This window comes from Flaviramulus sp. BrNp1-15, assembly GCF_022259695.1.
GTDB lineage: Bacteria > Bacteroidota > Bacteroidia > Flavobacteriales > Flavobacteriaceae > BrNp1-15.
In genome coordinates this window covers 1,002,367-1,018,238 of sequence record NZ_CP092099.1, presented here as the reverse complement: position 1 = coordinate 1,018,238, position 15,872 = coordinate 1,002,367, and the positions used below count along the sequence as shown (strand labels likewise).

The following is a 15,872-nucleotide window of genomic DNA, read 5'->3' as shown; positions in this document are numbered from 1 at the left end:
AATAACGTAATTAAGCTTTAGGCAAAAACACCTCTGCCATCATACAACGTGCACTTCCTCCTCCGCAAGTCTCAATAGTATCTAAAGAACTATATAATATCTTAGTATGCTTTTGCAGTTTACTAATTTGTTGATTTGTTAACGATTTATAGGCAGATTCACTCATTACTAAAAAGCCTTCGTCATTTACTCCATTTACTTGTAACATATTACCAGCAAAATTATTCACTTGTTCTTCGGTAATAGTAATAATCTCTTTACCATCATTTTTTAAATGATTAACAACACTTTTGCGCTCTTTTTTATCATCAATACTATCCAAACAAATAACTGCAAAAGTTTCACCAATACACATCATTACATTAGTGTGATAAATAGGCTTTCGTTCTCCATTTACTGTTTGATTTGCAGTAAAAACAACAGGAAAACAATCAAGATCTTCACAAAACTCAATAAATAAATCTTCATCTGCTCTGGGTGACAAAGCACAATATGCTTTTTGATGATCTCTATCCATAATAATACTACCCGTTCCTTCTAAAAAAAAGTTTTCTGCTTCAGCCGATGTATAATCTATCACTTGATTAATAACAAAACCTTCTTGTTCTAAAATATCAAGAATATCTTCTCTACGCTCTAATCTACGGTTCTCAGCAAACATAGGGTATATTACAACACTACCATTTTTATGAAAAGATATCCAATTATTAGGAAATATAGAATCAGGAGTATCGGTTTCTTTTTTGTCATCAACAACTATAACATGTACCCCAATACCTTTTAATTTTTCAACAAAAACATCAAATTCTTGCTGTGCAAGTAGATTTATTTCTTGGTTTTTTATATCTAAATTCTCTTGAAAAAAATTATTTACTGCTGTTTGCTCATTCATCCTAAAATTTACCGGACGAATCATTAAAATAGTATTTGTAGTTTGTTGCATTTGTTTTTAAGAGTATATCGTGCAAAAGTATGATTATTTGATATATTAAATCGGTTTTACTAATCCTAAAATCAATCTCTAATTAAAGGCATTGTTGTACAACGTAGTAAACCTCCTTGTTTAGATATTTCTGCGTATGGCACTTCTTCAACTGTAAATCCTTGTTCTCGCAACCAAGTGTTTAATCGGGTAAAGTTTTTTTCAGAAATTACAACTTCTTCAGAAATAGAGAATATATTACTATTCATTTCATACATTTCATCTTTAGTAATTTCAAATACATTTCCTTTACCAAAAAAATCAACCAACCATTGGTATTCTTTTTCAACTAAAAATCCATTTTTATGGATAATAGCTTTATCCTTTCCAATAGGCTGAAAACAACAATCTAAATGCAATGCATTTTCTTTTGCATTAATATTTGATTTTCTTAGTTCAAAAGATTTTACAATCTTATCTGGAAACAACTCTTGAATAGCTATTACAGCATCCATATTAGTACGTGCAGTAATTAAATCTGGATAGTCATCACCAGAATATGTGCCAATAAAAATATAATCGTTCCAAGGCATTACATCACCTCCTTCAACATGGCATTCTTCTGGAAGAATAACTCTGTTTTTTCTATCTATTTGATTCCAAACGTATCTTATAGCTTCTATCTCTCGTTCTCTGTCTGGTAAAATATTAGCACGTATAACTTTATCTTCTATAACAAAAGCTATATCTCTAGAAAATATTTGATTACAATTTTCAATAACTTCCGGTCTATAAACATTAATATCATACTTTTTAAAAACTTTAGCAACAGCTTCCATTTCTAGAATCATATCTGCTTCTTTTGGGTAAGTTCCAGCCTTAACATGCTCAATACTTTTGGGGTCGTAGCATTCTTCTACTTTAGGTATGGGTCCATTACTTTTAGCAGTTCCTAAAATTACAGCACGAAGTCTTGATGTTTCATTTTTTATATTAAGTTCTAACATGTTGTAAATATAAAAAAGCCTCATAAGTAATACTTATGAAGCCTCTTAATTTTTATAATTTATGTATTTATCTCTTATTTATAGGCACAAACTTTCTTTCTGTTTCTCCAATATAAATTTGTCTTGGGCGTCCAATTGGTTCTTTACGTAAACGCATTTCTCTCCATTGAGCAATCCAACCTGGTAAACGACCTAAAGCAAACATTACCGTAAACATATCTGTTGGTATTCCCATACCTCTATAAATTATTCCTGAGTAAAAATCTACATTTGGATATAATTTTCTGTCTACAAAATATTTATCGCTTAAAGCTTCTTTTTCAAGCCCTTTTGCTATATCTAAAATTGGGTCATCTATACCTAAATTACCTAACACTTCATCAGCTGCTTTTTTAATAATTTTAGCACGTGGGTCGAAGTTTTTATAAACACGGTGTCCAAATCCCATTAAACGGAATGGGTCACTTTTATCTTTTGCTTTTGCCATATACTTTTTAGTATCACCTCCATCAGCTTTTATAGCTTCAAGCATTTCTAATACAGCTTGGTTGGCTCCTCCATGTAATGGTCCCCAAAGTGCTGAAATTCCTGCAGATAGAGATGCAAATAACCCTGCATGAGACGAACCTACAATTCTAACAGTTGATGTAGAACAGTTTTGTTCGTGATCTGCATGAAGAATCAAAAGCTTATCTAAAGCATCTACTAAAACTTTATTTTGCACATAACATGCATTAGGTTGTCTAAACATCATTTTTAAGATGTTTTCTACATAACCTAATGAATTATCACCATAATCAAGTGGTAAACCCTGTTTTTTACGTAATGTCCATGCTACTAAAACTGGAAATTTACCTAAAATTCTAACAACAGATTTATACATATCCTCCTCTGAATCCACATTTACAGAAGATGGGTTAAATGCTGTTAACGCACTTGTTAAAGAAGAAATAACTCCCATTGGGTGTGCCGCTTTAGGAAACGCATCTAATATCTTTTTTACATCTTCATCAACAATAGATTGTGCTTTTATATCGGCATGAAATTTTTCGTTTTGTTCTTTTGTTGGAAGTTCTCCAAATATTAACAAATAAGCTACTTCTAAAAAATCAGCTTTTTCGGCTAATTCTTCAATTGAATATCCACGATACCTTAAAATTCCTTTTTCTCCATCTAAAAAAGTAATTGCGCTTTCACAAGAGCCTGTATTTTTGTAACCAGGATCTATAGTAATTACACCTCCAGTGGTTCCTCTAAGCTTAGAAATATCTATTGCAATTTCATCTTCAGTTCCTTTTACTAAAGGAAATTCGTTTTTTTGACCGTTAATTTCTATAGTAGCAGTATTTGCCATGTTTTTTATGTTGAATTTTATATTATTATGAAGATTGCTAAATTACGAAATATCCCTTGATTTTTAAAGATTATTCCGAATGATTTAATCAATTAACATATTATTAAAATTGATATAAAACAAAAAAGTGATTATTAAATAATAATCACTTTTTTAAATATAATTTCAATATAAATTATTTCACTTTGAATGCTTTTTCTTGTGGGAAATAAGCAACATCTCCTAATTCCTCTTCAATACGAAGTAATTGATTGTATTTAGCCATACGATCACTACGAGAAGCAGAACCCGTTTTTATTTGTCCACAGTTAAGAGCTACAGCCAAATCAGCAATAGTATTATCTTCGGTTTCTCCAGAACGGTGAGACATTACTGATGTGTAACCAGCATTTTTAGCCATATTTACAGCCGCAATGGTTTCAGTTAATGAACCTATTTGGTTTACTTTAATAAGTATTGAATTTGCTATACCTTCTTCAATACCTCTAGATAAACGCTCAACATTAGTTACAAACAAATCATCTCCAACTAACTGTACTTTATCTCCAACTAATTCTGTTAAATATTTCCATCCTTCCCAGTCATTTTCGTCCATTCCATCTTCAATAGAGATAATAGGGTATTTTTTAACTAATTCCGCTAAATAATCAGCTTGTTCTTTACTTGTTCTTACAACTCCTGAATCTCCTTCAAATTTCTTATAATCGTATTTGCCGTTTTCATAAAATTCTGCAGAAGCACAATCTAAAGCTATTTTGACTTCGTCTCCAAATTTATATCCAGCATTTTCAACTGCTTTTGCAATAGTTTCTAAAGCATCTTCTGTACCTCCAGCTAAATTTGGAGCAAAACCTCCTTCATCACCTACAGCAGTACTTAAATTTCTATCGTGTAATACTTTTTTGAGGTTATGGAAAATTTCTGTTCCCATTTGCATTGCGTGCGTAAAGTTTTTAGCTTTAACTGGCATAATCATAAACTCTTGAAACGCTATTGGAGCATCACTGTGCGAACCACCATTAATAATATTCATCATTGGTAATGGTAACGTATTAGCAGAAACACCACCTACGTAACGGTATAATGGTAAACCTAATTCTCCTGCTGCTGCTTTTGCAACTGCCAAAGACACACCTAAAATAGCGTTAGCACCTAATTTTGATTTGTTTTTTGTTCCATCTAAATCAATCATAATTTGATCGATTAAGTTTTGTTCAAATACAGAAACACCTAATAATTCTTGAGCAATTATAGAATTCACATTGTCTACAGCTTTTAAAACACCTTTCCCCATGTATGCTTTTCCTCCATCACGTAACTCAACAGCTTCATGTTCTCCTGTTGAAGCGCCTGATGGTACAGCTGCTCTTCCTAATACATCATTTTCAGTTACAACATCTACTTCAACTGTAGGATTACCTCTTGAATCTAGAATTTGTCTTGCGTGGATATTAATTATAATACTCATAATTGGTTTATTTTAAATCTTATTATTAACTCAAATTTACGGCTATTTCTTCTTTATTTTTAAATGTTTTTGAACAAATATTGAAAATTGCCGCTACAACGTTTTAGTAAATAAAACCCTTAAAAGAATTTATCATTTAAGGGTTTTACAATACTACTATTTTTTAATATTTTTTATGAATTGGTCGAAAAGATATGATGCATCGTGTGGTCCTGGACTTGCTTCTGGATGATATTGTACCGAAAAACAATTCTTATTTTTTATTGCTAAACCGGCTACTGTGTTATCATTTAAGTGAACATGAGTTATTTCCAATTCTGAATTTGCTTCAGTCTCTTCTCTGTTAACCGCAAATCCATGATTTTGAGAGGTGATTTCACCTTTACCTGTAATCATATTTTTCACAGGATGATTTATACCTCTATGACCATTATGCATTTTGTATGTAGAAACACCATTTGCCAAAGCAATTACCTGATGACCTAAACAAATTCCAAATAATGGTAAATCTCTTTTTAAAATCTCTTTAGCTACATTTTGAGCACCAACCAAAGGTTCTGGATCTCCTGGACCATTTGATAAGAAGTATCCATCTGGTTTGAATGCTTCTAAATCTTCAAATTTTGCATTGTAAGGAAACACTTTTATATAAGCATCTCTTTTTGCAATATTTCGTAGGATATTCTTTTTAATCCCCAAATCTAAAGCAGCTACTTTGTAAGTCGCATTTTCGTCTCCAAAATAATAAGGTTCTTTTGTTGATACTTTAGAGGCTAATTCTAAACCTTCCATATTAGGCACTTCAGCCAATTGCTTTTTTAATCCTTCAATATTATCAACCTCTGTTGAAATTACAGCATTCATGGCTCCGTGGTCTCTTATATAACTTACTAAAGCTCGAGTATCAACATCTGAGATTGCTAAAAGATTATTTTTATCCAGAAAATTTTCTAAAGAATCATCAGCCGCATCTCTTGAATAGTCATAACTAAAGTTTTTTACAATCAGACCTGCAATTTTAACTGAATTAGATTCTACTTCATCTATATTAGTCCCGTAATTACCAATATGTGCATTGGTAGCTACCATTAATTGTCCATAATATGATGGATCTGTAAAAATTTCTTGATAACCAGTCATTCCAGTATTAAAACAAACTTCTCCGAATGAAGTTCCTTGTTTATTACCAACTGCTTTACCGTAAAAAATTGTACCATCAGCTAGAAGTATAATGGCTTTTTGTCTTTTTTGATATTTCATTTTTAAAAAAAAGTTTTACAAAATTGCATAAAAAAAAGGATAAACTAAAATAGTTTATCCTTTCCTTTTCTAATTTTTAATAGAATTATAGTAGGTTAACATATCCTTAACATCAGATATTCTATTATACTTAAGTCTTCGTTTTTTAACAAAGCTTTTTACTTTATCTACATTATAAGTATCTATTAATTTCAATACCTCAGACTTCTTTAGCTTTATTGCAACCATTTTCTCTTCATTATTTTTTTTAAGAAAATAATATTTTTTCTGAGTATATTTTTTTTGATTAATATAAGTCTTTGTTAATGGATCAATATCACCTGCTTGGATTTTTAATTTATAATTTGATAAAAGCGAGTAATCATCAGAACTCCATAATACTTCAAAAAAAGAATCTTTTTGTAAATCTTCATTATAAAAAGGCTTGAAAATAATATTGTTAATTTTAACTTTTTTAATATTAATAGCTGGATTAACAATTAAAATAGAATCATTATTAAGTTTGATTTCAAATTTTTCATTTTCTAAATTGTAATTTATTGAATTAATATTAAATATCTTATCATTTAACCATATGGTAGATTTATTATACCAACCTTTAAAAAGGTATGTACTACCCTCTACATCTCCGCTATTTTTAGAATTAGTGCCTCCACGACCATATTCTATTATATTCAACCCAAAAAGACTTTTTGATTCAGTAGACCCTATTGTAATATTAGTGATTCCGGGAATAACATTTGTAGATTTAGATTGTGCAAAACAACCCAAAGTCATTGCAAAGAATAAAAATAAATAATTTAATTTATACATATTCAATTATTTTAATTTCAAAAAAAAAAGATAAGTAAAAATACTTATCTTTTTTAAATTTATTCTTCTTCGTTAGATGCTTTAGTCTCAATAGGTGGAGTAACAGCTTTCGCTTTTCCTCTTCTACTTCTACGCGTTGTTTTCTTTGCTTTCTTATCAGCGTTATAGATTTCATTATAATCTACAAGCTCGATCATTGCCATATCAGCATTATCACCTAAACGATTTCCAAGTTTAATAATTCTTGTGTAACCTCCTGGTCTATCTGCTACTTTAGTGGCAACTTCTCTAAACAATTCAGTAACTGCATCTTTTTGTCTAAGACGAGACATTACAATACGCCTGTTATGTGTTGTATCTTCTTTAGACTTAGTTATCATTGGCTCAACAAACTGTTTTAAAGCTTTTGCTTTTGCTACAGTTGTATTAATACGTTTGTGTTCTATTAAAGAACACGCCATATTTGCCAACATAGCTTTTCTGTGAGCTGTTTTTCTACCTAAATGGTTAATTTTTTTTCCGTGTCTCATGACATTTGTTTTATCATCTTGCTACCATACTCGACTTGCGAGGAGCAAAATATGATTAATTAATCTTTATCTAATTTATATTTGCTTAAATCCATTCCGAAATTTAATCCTTTAACATTTACAAGCTCTTCAAGCTCTGTTAAAGACTTCTTACCGAAGTTTCTGAATTTCATTAAATCATTTTTGTTGAATGATACTAAGTCTCCTAAAGTATCTACTTCTGCAGCTTTTAAACAGTTAAGCGCACGTACAGATAAATCCATATCGATTAACTTAGTTTTAAGCAACTGTCTCATATGAAGTGATTCTTCATCATAAGTTTCAGTTTGTGCAATTTCATCAGCTTCTAATGTAATACGCTCGTCAGAGAATAACATGAAATGGTGAATTAATGTTTTTGCTGCTTCAGTTAAAGCGTCTTGTGGAGTAATTGAACCATCAGTAATGATTTCAAAAACTAATTTTTCATAATCAGTTTTTTGTTCAACACGATAGTTTTCAATACTATACTTAACGTTTTTTATTGGAGTATAAATTGAATCTGTAAAAATAGTACCAACTGGTGCAGCAGCTTTTTTGTTTTCTTCTGCGGGTACATAACCTCTACCTTTTTCAATAGTAATTTCCATATTTAAATTTACTTTAGGATCTAAGTTACAGATTACTAATTCTGTATTTAATACTTGGAATCCTGAAATAAACTTTTGAAAATCTCCAGCTGTAATACGTTCTTGACCAGAAATTGAAATTGAAATTGATTCGTTATCAATATCCTCAATTTGTCTTTTAAAACGTACTTGTTTTAAGTTTAATATGATTTCTGTAACATCTTCAACCACACCAGCAATTGCTGAAAACTCATGATCTACACCTTCTATTCTAACTGATGTAATTGCAAATCCTTCTAAAGAAGAAAGTAATACTCTTCTTAATGCATTACCAACTGTTAAACCATAACCAGGTTCTAAAGGTCTGAATTCGAATTTACCTTCGAAATCAGTAGAATCAATCATGATTACTTTGTCTGGTTTTTGAAAATTAAATACTGCCATTTTTTTCTTCGTTTTAATTGTTATTTGGTTGCGCGGTTTAAAAGTTTGAAGAAGTACTTATAAACCCTTTGGCCAAATACCAATGTTATTTTATTATTTAGAATATAATTCGACGATGAATTGTTCGTTTATGTTTTCTGGAATTTGAATTCTTGCAGGTACAGAAACGTAAGTTCCTTGCTTTGTATCATCATTCCATGTTATCCATTCGTAAACGTGACTTGAATTTGAAAGAGATCTATCAATAGCTTCAAGCGATTTTGATTTTTCTCTAACAGCTACAACATCTCCTGCTTTTAATGAATAAGAAGGAATATTTACTAATTCTCCATTAACAGTAATGTGTCTGTGAGATACTAATTGTCTAGCTGCGCTTCTTGTAGGAGCAATTCCCATTCTAAATACTACGTTGTCTAATCTAGACTCGCAAAGTTGTAATAAAACTTCACCTGTAATACCTTGAGCAGCTCTAGCTTTTTTAAATAAACCTCTGAATTGACGCTCTAATATACCATAAGTATATTTTGCTTTTTGCTTTTCCATTAATTGGATTGCATATTCAGATTTTTTTCCGCGTCTTCTATTGTTTCCGTGTTGACCTGGAGGATAATTTCTTTTTTCAAAAGATTTATCTTCTCCAAAAATAGCTTCACCAAACTTACGAGCTATTTTAGTTTTAGGACCAGTATATCTTGCCATTTTAAATTTTTTATTTGAGAGTGATTATGAATTAAGGTCTTAATCTTATCCTTCGATAATCGTTGATCTCTCGTTTATACTTGTTAATTTTTTTTCAGTTTGCAAATTTACATATAAAAAAACTAATATCAACTGTAAAACAATTGATATTAATTTAATTAAAAATGTAACTTATACTCTTCTACGTTTTGGAGGACGACATCCATTATGTGGTAATGGAGTAACATCAATAATTTCTGTTACTTCAATTCCTGCATTGTGGATAGAACGAATAGCAGATTCCCTACCATTTCCTGGTCCTTTTACGTATACTTTTACTTTCTTTAAACCAGCTTCTTGTGCTACACCAGCAGCATCTTCAGCAGCTAATTGAGCAGCATAAGGCGTGTTTTTCTTAGAACCTCTAAATCCCATTTTACCAGCTGAAGACCATGAAATAACGTCTCCCTTTTTATTGGTAAGTGAAATTATGATGTTATTAAAAGAAGCAGTAACATGTGCTTCTCCAACAGAGTCTACAATAACTTTACGTTTTTTAGTGCTTGTCTTTGCCATATTACTTATTATTTAGTTGCTTTTTTCTTGTTAGCAACAGTTTTTCTTCTACCTTTTCTTGTTCTAGAGTTGTTTTTAGTACGTTGTCCTCTTAAAGGAAGTCCAGATCTATGACGAATACCTCTGTAACATCCTATGTCCATTAATCGCTTAATGTTCAATTGTGTTTCAGAACGTAATTCACCTTCGATAGTATAAGATCCAACAGCTTCACGAATACCACTAATTTGGTCATCGGTCCAATCTTGAACTTTAGTACTTTCGTCTACTTTAGCTGCTGCTAAAATTTCCTTTGCTCTACTTCTACCTATTCCATAGATATAAGTTAAAGAGATAACTCCTCTTTTGTTTTTTGGTATGTCTACACCTGCAATTCTTGCCATAATTACCCTTGTCTTTGTTTAAATCTAGGATTCTTTTTGTTTATCACGTAAAGTCTACCTTTTCTACGCACGATTTTACAATCTGCACTTCTTTTTTTAACTGATGCTCTTACTTTCATCGTATTAGTATCTATAAGTTATTCGAGCCTTAGTTAAATCGTAAGGACTCATTTCTAATTTTACTTTGTCTCCTGGTAATAATTTTATATAATGCATACGCATTTTACCAGAAATATGTGCAGTCACAATGTGACCATTTTCTAATTCAACACGAAACATAGCATTAGATAATGCTTCTATAATTGTTCCGTCTTGTTCTATTGCTGCTTGTTTTGCCATAGTATAAATTTTAAGCTACTGCTTTTCTATTTTTACCTGTTTTCATCAAACCATCATAGTGTCTATTCAACAAATAAGAGTTTATTTGCTGCATAGTATCAATTGCAACTCCAACCATAATTAGTAATGAGGTTCCTCCAAAAAATAAAGCCCATCCTTGTTGTACACCCATAAGCTTAACTATAAATGCTGGGAACACAGCGATAAGTGCTAAAAATATAGATCCTGGTAAGGTTATTTGAGACATTATTCTATCTAAATATTCAGATGTTTCAGAACCTGGACGAATTCCAGGAATAAAACCTCCACTACGTTTTAAGTCGTCTGCCATTTTATTAGTTGGTACCGTGATTGCTGTATAAAAGTATGTAAATACTATAATTAATAAAGCAAAAGTGACATTGTACCAAAATCCAAACATGTCAGAATAATTTGTTTGCATCCATGCTCCAACAGTAGTTTCTTTTAAAAATGAAGAACCTCCTATTAAACTTGGAACAAACATAATAGCTTGAGCAAATATAATTGGCATTACACCAGATGCATTTAGCTTTAATGGTATGTATTGTCTAGATCCAGCCATGGCACTTTTTTCATAACCGCCTGAAGCTGTTCTTCTAGCATACTGTACTGCAATTCTTCTAACACCCATTACTAACATTACAGAAGCTAAAATAATAACAAACCATATTACCAATTCAAAAAGAACTAACATTACATTGTTTCCTTCCAACCTTGTTGCTGCATTTTGTAAAAATGCTTGAGGTAGAGTTGCAATAATTCCAACCATAATTAATAATGAAATACCATTACCAATACCTTTGTCAGTTATCTTTTCTCCTAACCACATGGCAAAAATACACCCTGTTACTAGTATAGTAACAGAAGAGAAATAAAACAATGGTCCTGTACCTAATAAAAATGCACTTTGAGGAATTCCTAAAGCTGGTAAACTTGCTAAATAACCAGGAGCTTGTAATAAACAAATAGCTATCGTTAACCAACGTGTTATTTGAGTTATTTTCTTTTGCCCACTGGCTCCTTCTTTTTGCAATTTTTGCAGGTAAGGAATAGCTATACCCATTAATTGTACAACAATAGAAGCAGAAATGTAAGGCATAATACCAAGTGCAAAAACTGAAGCATTAGCAAATGCTCCACCTGTAAAGGCATTAAGTAAACCTAATATTCCTCCATCTGTCTTATCAGCTAAACCTCCTAATTGGGCAGCATCAATACCAGGTAATACAACTTGTGCACCAAAACGGTAAACTAATAACAGACTCAATGTAACTATGATTCTGTTTCTTAGTTCCTCTATTTTCCAAACATTTTTAATTGATTCTATAAATTTCATACTTATAATTAAGTCTTATAAAGTTACAGCTTCTCCACCAGCAGCTTCAATAGCAGCTTTTGCTGAAGCAGTAAACTTGTGTGCAGATACTTTTAATTTTGCTTTTAATTCACCACGCCCCATAATTTTAACCAGATCATTTTTTCCAGCTAAACGGTTTGCAAATAATATTTCAAAATCTACGGTATCTTTTATTTTCTTATCATCAACCAACTGTTGTAGAGTATCTAAATTGATTCCTTGATACTCAACACGGTTAATATTAGTAAATCCAAATTTAGGAACACGTCTTTGAAGTGGCATTTGACCACCTTCAAATCCTAATTTCTTAGAATAACCAGAACGAGACTTAGCTCCTTTGTGACCACGAGTTGCCGTACCACCTTTACCAGAACCTTGTCCTCGACCTATTCTTTTTCCTTGGTTTTTTACTGAACCTTCTGCAGGTTTTAAATTACTTAAATCCATTTTTCAGTTTATATTTTTAAGCTTCTTCAACAGAAACTAAATGTGAAACTTTAGCAACCATACCAAGAATATTTGGTGTAGCTTCATGCTCTTTTACTTGACCAATCTTTTTTAGACCTAGAGCTTCTAAAGTTCTTTTTTGTCTTTGCGTACGATTGATAGCGCTTTTAACTTTTGTTACTTTAATCTTTGCCATTTCTGTCTTTTATTAAGCGTTAAAAACTTGTTCAAGTGAAATACCTCTATCTCTAGCAATTGTATTAGCATCTCTTAATTGTAATAAAGCATCAAAAGTTGCTTTTACTACATTATGAGGATTTGAAGATCCTTGAGATTTTGATAATACATCGTGTACACCAACTGCCTCAAGTACTGTTCTTACAGCACCACCAGCAATTACACCTGTACCAGGAGCAGCAGGAATAATGTTTACTCTAGCTCCACCGTATTTACCTTTTTGTTCATGTGGTAATGTTCCTTTTATTATAGGAATTCTAACTAGGTTTTTCTTAGCATCTTCTACAGCTTTTGCTATAGCACTAGCTACATCTTTAGATTTCCCTAAACCTTGTCCTACTACACCAGCTTCATCACCAACTACTACAATTGCTGAAAAACCAAATGCTCTACCACCTTTAGTTACTTTTGTAACCCTTTGTACACCAACTAAACGATCTTTAAGATCTAATCCACCTGGTTTTACTAACTCTGCACTTTTATATTTTTGAAACATAATTTCTTAGAATTTTAGTCCTGCTTCTCTAGCACCTTCGGCTAATGATTTTACTCTACCGTGATATAAATATCCACCTCTATCAAAAGCTATGGCTTCTACACCAGCTTTTAAAGCTTTTTCAGCAAGTGATTTACCTACTAATTTAGCTACTTCTGATTTAGTTGCTTTCGCAGCACTAATATCTTTATCTCTTGACGATGCAGCACTGATAGTTTTACCAGTTACATCATCAACTATTTGAGCATAAATTTCTTTATTACTTCTATAAACAGCTAATCTTGGTCTTGCTTCTGTTCCAGAAACAACCTTACGGATTCTGTTTTTTATTCTTAGTCTTCTTTCGTTCTTTGTCAATGCCATAACTTAATTATTAAGCTGATTTACCTGCTTTTCTTCTTATTACCTCACCAACAAACTTAATTCCTTTACCTTTATAAGGCTCTGGTCTTCTGAAACCACGAATTTTAGCCGCTACTTGACCAACAAGTTGTTTATCGAATGATGTTAATTTTACAATTGGATTTTTTCCTTTTTCTGATATTGTTTCCACTTTTACTTCTGGAGCAACATCTAAAATTATGTTATGTGAAAATCCTAATGCTAAATCTAATTTTTGTCCTTGGTTTGATGCTCTATAACCTACACCCACCAATTCTAATTCTTTGGTCCATCCTTTAGATACACCTTCAATCATGTTATGCATTAATGATCTATATAAACCATGTTTTGCTTTTTGATCTTTTGTATCAGAAGAACGTGTAACTAATACATTACCTTCTTCTACTTTAATTTCTATAGAATCGTAATTTTGTGTTAACTCTCCTAATTTTCCTTTTACAGTTACAACGTTATCTTTAACATCAACTGTTACACCTTCTGGAATGGCTACTGGATTATTTCCTATTCTTGACATTTCTTTCTGGCTTTAAATTAGTAAACGTAACATAAAACTTCACCACCTACATTATCTCTTTTGGCTTGTTTACCTGTCATAACTCCGTGAGAAGTTGAAACTATTGCAACACCAAGACCGTTAAGAATTCTAGGTAATTCATTAGCACCAGCATACTTACGTAAACCTGGTGTACTAATTCTTTGAAGTTTTTTAATTACTGGTTCTTTTGTTTCTTTGTTGTACTTAAGTGCTATTTTGATAGTACCTTGTACAGTTGAATCATCAAACTTGTAACTTAAAATATATCCTTGTTCGAATAATATTTTAGTGATGTCTTTTTTAAGATTAGATGCAGGAATCTCTACCACTCTGTGGTTAGCACGCACTGCGTTTCTAATTCTTGTAAGATAATCCGCTATTGGATCTGAATACATATTTATTAATTTGCGGTAATGGTTTTCAAAATGAACTATTTCTTTTTGAACCTAAAACCAATTTATAATTCTTTTTTTACCAACTTGCTTTTCTAACACCTGGTATTAAACCTTGGTTAGCCATTTCTCTAAACATTACACGAGAAATACCAAACGTTCTCATGTATCCTTTAGGCCTTCCAGTTAGTTTACATCTATTATGCTGACGAATTGGAGAAGCATTTTTTGGTAACTTTTGTAAAGCTTCATAATCGCCAGCTTCTTTTAAAGCTTTACGTTTTTCAGCATACTTAGCTACTGTTTTAGCTCTTTTTACCTCACGGGCTTTCATTGATTCTTTAGCCATGTCTTAATTTTTTTGAAAAGGTAATCCTAATTCAGTTAATAATGATTTTGCTTCTTTATCAGTTTCAGCAGTAGTTACAAATGTAATATCCATTCCTGAGATTTTATTAACTTTATCAATATTAATCTCTGGGAATATAATTTGCTCAGTAACTCCTAAATTGTAGTTACCTCTACCATCAAATCCTGTAGCTTTAATTCCGTTAAAATCTCTTACACGTGGTAAGGCAGAAGTTACTAAACGATCTAAAAATTCATACATTCTTTCGCCACGTAAAGTTACTTTAGCCCCAATTGGCATACCTTTACGTAATTTGAAAGAAGCAACGTCTTTTTTAGATATTGTTGCTACGGCTTTTTGTCCAGATATAGTTGTTAATTCTTCTACAGCGTAGTCAATTAACTTTTTGTCTGCAACTGCTGCTCCAACACCTTTAGATATTACTATCTTAGTAAGTTTAGGAACTTGCATTACATTTTTATATCCAAATTCGTCTGTAAGAGCTGCAATTACTCTGCTTTTATACTCTTCTTTAAGTCTAGGTGAATATGCCATAACTATATTACTTCATTAGATTTTGTTGAAAATCTTACTTTTTTATCGCCTTCCATTCTATATCCAATTCTTGTTGTTTCTCCTTTTGAAGTTAACAATGATAAATTAGAAATATGAATAGCAGCTTCTTTCTCTACGATTCCTCCTTGAGGGTTTTGTGCACTTGGTTTAGTATGTTTCTTTACTAAGTTTACACCCTCAACAATCGCTTTGTTCTTGTCTATTAATACCTTTTGTACTTTACCTTCGGCTCCTTTATGGTCTCCAGCAATTACTTTTACGGTATCTCCAGTTTTTATTTTAAGCTTTGTCATCTTAAATTGATGTATTAAAGCACCTCTGGTGCTAATGATACAATTTTCATGAATTGTTTATCACGAAGTTCTCTAGCAACAGGACCAAATACACGTGTTCCTCTCATTTCACCCGTAGGGTTTAATAAAACACAAGCATTATCATCAAATCTTATATAAGATCCGTCTGGTCTTCTTACTTCTTTTTTAGTACGAACAACAACTGCTGTTGATACCGCTCCTTTTTTAATGTTTCCATTTGGAGTTGCATCTTTAACAGAAACAACAATTTTGTCTCCTACAGAAGCATATCTTCTTTTAGTACCACCTAAAACACGGATAGTTAAAACTTCCTTTGCTCCGGTGTTGTCTGCTACTTTTAATCTTGATTCTTGCTGTACCATAA

At 31.7% G+C, this 15,872-nt stretch carries 24 protein-coding genes; all 24 read right to left on the bottom strand.

Features of this window, described 5'->3' with window-relative positions; all coding sequences use genetic code 11:
- Positions 1 to 10 precede the first annotated feature (10 nt).
- Complete coding sequence (ctlX, locus tag MBM09_RS04580) at positions 11 to 943, bottom strand: citrulline utilization hydrolase CtlX (RefSeq protein ID WP_238675670.1); 933 nt, start codon at positions 941 to 943, stop codon at positions 11 to 13.
- Positions 944 to 1,014: 71 nt separating this feature from the next.
- Positions 1,015 to 1,929, bottom strand: a complete 915-nt coding sequence (locus MBM09_RS04575) for a dimethylarginine dimethylaminohydrolase family protein (RefSeq protein WP_238676312.1) — start codon at positions 1,927 to 1,929, stop codon at positions 1,015 to 1,017.
- A 67-nt stretch (positions 1,930 to 1,996) separates the two neighbouring features.
- Positions 1,997 to 3,283, bottom strand: coding sequence for a citrate synthase (locus MBM09_RS04570; protein WP_238675669.1), 1,287 nt, complete (start codon positions 3,281 to 3,283; stop codon positions 1,997 to 1,999).
- 175 nt (positions 3,284 to 3,458) lie between these two features.
- The gene (eno, locus tag MBM09_RS04565) at positions 3,459 to 4,751 is read right to left on the bottom strand and encodes a phosphopyruvate hydratase (RefSeq protein ID WP_238675668.1); all 1,293 of its coding nucleotides are present in this window, start codon (positions 4,749 to 4,751) and stop codon (positions 3,459 to 3,461) included.
- A gap of 156 nt (positions 4,752 to 4,907) precedes the next feature.
- Positions 4,908 to 6,011 carry a glutamine-hydrolyzing carbamoyl-phosphate synthase small subunit gene (gene carA, locus MBM09_RS04560; RefSeq protein WP_238675667.1) on the bottom strand — a complete coding sequence of 368 codons (1,104 nt, stop codon included), beginning with the start codon at positions 6,009 to 6,011 and terminating at the stop codon, positions 4,908 to 4,910.
- Positions 6,012 to 6,080: 69 nt separating this feature from the next.
- Complete coding sequence (locus MBM09_RS04555; protein ID WP_238675666.1) at positions 6,081 to 6,824, bottom strand: hypothetical protein; 744 nt, start codon at positions 6,822 to 6,824, stop codon at positions 6,081 to 6,083.
- A gap of 59 nt (positions 6,825 to 6,883) precedes the next feature.
- Positions 6,884 to 7,354, bottom strand: coding sequence for a 50S ribosomal protein L17 (gene rplQ, locus MBM09_RS04550; protein WP_238675665.1), 471 nt, complete (start codon positions 7,352 to 7,354; stop codon positions 6,884 to 6,886).
- A gap of 59 nt (positions 7,355 to 7,413) precedes the next feature.
- The gene (locus tag MBM09_RS04545) at positions 7,414 to 8,406 is read right to left on the bottom strand and encodes a DNA-directed RNA polymerase subunit alpha (RefSeq protein WP_238675664.1); all 993 of its coding nucleotides are present in this window, start codon (positions 8,404 to 8,406) and stop codon (positions 7,414 to 7,416) included.
- A 93-nt stretch (positions 8,407 to 8,499) separates the two neighbouring features.
- Complete coding sequence (gene rpsD, locus MBM09_RS04540; protein ID WP_238675663.1) at positions 8,500 to 9,105, bottom strand: 30S ribosomal protein S4; 606 nt, start codon at positions 9,103 to 9,105, stop codon at positions 8,500 to 8,502.
- A 171-nt stretch (positions 9,106 to 9,276) separates the two neighbouring features.
- Entirely contained in the window at positions 9,277 to 9,660 is a 384-nt protein-coding gene (gene rpsK / locus MBM09_RS04535; RefSeq protein ID WP_238675662.1) for a 30S ribosomal protein S11, read from the bottom strand.
- 8 nt (positions 9,661 to 9,668) lie between these two features.
- Complete coding sequence (rpsM, locus tag MBM09_RS04530) at positions 9,669 to 10,043, bottom strand: 30S ribosomal protein S13 (protein ID WP_238675661.1); 375 nt, start codon at positions 10,041 to 10,043, stop codon at positions 9,669 to 9,671.
- Between the two features lie 2 nt (positions 10,044 to 10,045).
- Entirely contained in the window at positions 10,046 to 10,162 is a 117-nt protein-coding gene (gene ykgO / locus MBM09_RS04525) for a type B 50S ribosomal protein L36 (protein ID WP_013305171.1), read from the bottom strand.
- A 4-nt stretch (positions 10,163 to 10,166) separates the two neighbouring features.
- Positions 10,167 to 10,382 carry a translation initiation factor IF-1 gene (gene infA, locus MBM09_RS04520; RefSeq protein ID WP_007094967.1) on the bottom strand — a complete coding sequence of 72 codons (216 nt, stop codon included), beginning with the start codon at positions 10,380 to 10,382 and terminating at the stop codon, positions 10,167 to 10,169.
- 10 nt (positions 10,383 to 10,392) lie between these two features.
- Positions 10,393 to 11,739 carry a preprotein translocase subunit SecY gene (gene secY / locus MBM09_RS04515; protein ID WP_238675660.1) on the bottom strand — a complete coding sequence of 449 codons (1,347 nt, stop codon included), beginning with the start codon at positions 11,737 to 11,739 and terminating at the stop codon, positions 10,393 to 10,395.
- Positions 11,740 to 11,754: 15 nt separating this feature from the next.
- Positions 11,755 to 12,207 (bottom strand): 50S ribosomal protein L15, encoded by a 453-nt coding sequence (gene rplO / locus MBM09_RS04510; RefSeq protein WP_238675659.1) that lies wholly within the window; start codon positions 12,205 to 12,207, stop codon positions 11,755 to 11,757.
- Positions 12,208 to 12,223: 16 nt separating this feature from the next.
- A complete protein-coding gene (gene rpmD, locus MBM09_RS04505) occupies positions 12,224 to 12,403 on the bottom strand; it encodes a 50S ribosomal protein L30 (RefSeq protein ID WP_099563536.1) in 180 nt (59 codons plus the stop codon).
- A gap of 12 nt (positions 12,404 to 12,415) precedes the next feature.
- On the bottom strand, positions 12,416 to 12,940 hold the full coding sequence (rpsE, locus tag MBM09_RS04500; RefSeq protein ID WP_019386284.1) for a 30S ribosomal protein S5: 525 nt from the start codon (positions 12,938 to 12,940) through the stop codon (positions 12,416 to 12,418).
- Between the two features lie 6 nt (positions 12,941 to 12,946).
- Positions 12,947 to 13,303: a 50S ribosomal protein L18 gene (rplR, locus tag MBM09_RS04495; protein ID WP_238675658.1), complete on the bottom strand. Its 357-nt coding sequence runs from the start codon at positions 13,301 to 13,303 to the stop codon at positions 12,947 to 12,949.
- A gap of 10 nt (positions 13,304 to 13,313) precedes the next feature.
- Positions 13,314 to 13,856, bottom strand: coding sequence for a 50S ribosomal protein L6 (gene rplF, locus MBM09_RS04490; protein ID WP_238675657.1), 543 nt, complete (start codon positions 13,854 to 13,856; stop codon positions 13,314 to 13,316).
- A gap of 17 nt (positions 13,857 to 13,873) precedes the next feature.
- On the bottom strand, positions 13,874 to 14,272 hold the full coding sequence (gene rpsH / locus MBM09_RS04485) for a 30S ribosomal protein S8 (RefSeq protein WP_238675656.1): 399 nt from the start codon (positions 14,270 to 14,272) through the stop codon (positions 13,874 to 13,876).
- Positions 14,273 to 14,348: 76 nt separating this feature from the next.
- Positions 14,349 to 14,618, bottom strand: coding sequence for a 30S ribosomal protein S14 (gene rpsN, locus MBM09_RS04480; protein WP_238675655.1), 270 nt, complete (start codon positions 14,616 to 14,618; stop codon positions 14,349 to 14,351).
- A gap of 3 nt (positions 14,619 to 14,621) precedes the next feature.
- Positions 14,622 to 15,173, bottom strand: coding sequence for a 50S ribosomal protein L5 (rplE, locus tag MBM09_RS04475; RefSeq protein WP_238675654.1), 552 nt, complete (start codon positions 15,171 to 15,173; stop codon positions 14,622 to 14,624).
- 2 nt (positions 15,174 to 15,175) lie between these two features.
- Positions 15,176 to 15,487, bottom strand: a complete 312-nt coding sequence (gene rplX, locus MBM09_RS04470) for a 50S ribosomal protein L24 (protein WP_238675653.1) — start codon at positions 15,485 to 15,487, stop codon at positions 15,176 to 15,178.
- Positions 15,488 to 15,501: 14 nt separating this feature from the next.
- Positions 15,502 to 15,870: a 50S ribosomal protein L14 gene (gene rplN, locus MBM09_RS04465; RefSeq protein ID WP_019386277.1), complete on the bottom strand. Its 369-nt coding sequence runs from the start codon at positions 15,868 to 15,870 to the stop codon at positions 15,502 to 15,504.
- Positions 15,871 to 15,872: the final 2 nt, after the last annotated feature.

Coding starts and splice junctions, on each gene's coding strand:
- rplF (WP_238675657.1), bottom strand. CDS start 13,856: ATGTCAAGAATAGGAAATAATCCAGTAGCCATTCCAGAAGGTGTAACA.
- infA (WP_007094967.1), bottom strand. CDS start 10,382: ATGGCAAAACAAGCAGCAATAGAACAAGACGGAACAATTATAGAAGCA.
- rplR (WP_238675658.1), bottom strand. CDS start 13,303: ATGGCATTGACAAAGAACGAAAGAAGACTAAGAATAAAAAACAGAATC.
- rpsD (WP_238675663.1), bottom strand. CDS start 9,105: ATGGCAAGATATACTGGTCCTAAAACTAAAATAGCTCGTAAGTTTGGT.
- rplE (WP_238675654.1), bottom strand. CDS start 15,173: ATGGCATATTCACCTAGACTTAAAGAAGAGTATAAAAGCAGAGTAATT.
- rpmD (WP_099563536.1), bottom strand. CDS start 12,403: ATGGCAAAGATTAAAGTAACAAAAGTTAAAAGCGCTATCAATCGTACG.
- MBM09_RS04570 (WP_238675669.1), bottom strand. CDS start 3,283: ATGGCAAATACTGCTACTATAGAAATTAACGGTCAAAAAAACGAATTT.
- rpsN (WP_238675655.1), bottom strand. CDS start 14,618: ATGGCTAAAGAATCAATGAAAGCCCGTGAGGTAAAAAGAGCTAAAACA.
- MBM09_RS04575 (WP_238676312.1), bottom strand. CDS start 1,929: ATGTTAGAACTTAATATAAAAAATGAAACATCAAGACTTCGTGCTGTA.
- rpsM (WP_238675661.1), bottom strand. CDS start 10,043: ATGGCAAGAATTGCAGGTGTAGACATACCAAAAAACAAAAGAGGAGTT.
- rplO (WP_238675659.1), bottom strand. CDS start 12,207: ATGGATTTAAGTAATTTAAAACCTGCAGAAGGTTCAGTAAAAAACCAA.
- eno (WP_238675668.1), bottom strand. CDS start 4,751: ATGAGTATTATAATTAATATCCACGCAAGACAAATTCTAGATTCAAGA.
- MBM09_RS04555 (WP_238675666.1), bottom strand. CDS start 6,824: ATGTATAAATTAAATTATTTATTTTTATTCTTTGCAATGACTTTGGGT.
- MBM09_RS04545 (WP_238675664.1), bottom strand. CDS start 8,406: ATGGCAGTATTTAATTTTCAAAAACCAGACAAAGTAATCATGATTGAT.
- carA (WP_238675667.1), bottom strand. CDS start 6,011: ATGAAATATCAAAAAAGACAAAAAGCCATTATACTTCTAGCTGATGGT.
- ctlX (WP_238675670.1), bottom strand. CDS start 943: ATGCAACAAACTACAAATACTATTTTAATGATTCGTCCGGTAAATTTT.
- rpsH (WP_238675656.1), bottom strand. CDS start 14,272: ATGTATTCAGATCCAATAGCGGATTATCTTACAAGAATTAGAAACGCA.
- rplN (WP_019386277.1), bottom strand. CDS start 15,870: ATGGTACAGCAAGAATCAAGATTAAAAGTAGCAGACAACACCGGAGCA.
- secY (WP_238675660.1), bottom strand. CDS start 11,739: ATGAAATTTATAGAATCAATTAAAAATGTTTGGAAAATAGAGGAACTA.
- rplX (WP_238675653.1), bottom strand. CDS start 15,487: ATGACAAAGCTTAAAATAAAAACTGGAGATACCGTAAAAGTAATTGCT.
- ykgO (WP_013305171.1), bottom strand. CDS start 10,162: ATGAAAGTAAGAGCATCAGTTAAAAAAAGAAGTGCAGATTGTAAAATC.
- rplQ (WP_238675665.1), bottom strand. CDS start 7,354: ATGAGACACGGAAAAAAAATTAACCATTTAGGTAGAAAAACAGCTCAC.
- rpsK (WP_238675662.1), bottom strand. CDS start 9,660: ATGGCAAAGACAAGCACTAAAAAACGTAAAGTTATTGTAGACTCTGTT.
- rpsE (WP_019386284.1), bottom strand. CDS start 12,940: ATGTTTCAAAAATATAAAAGTGCAGAGTTAGTAAAACCAGGTGGATTA.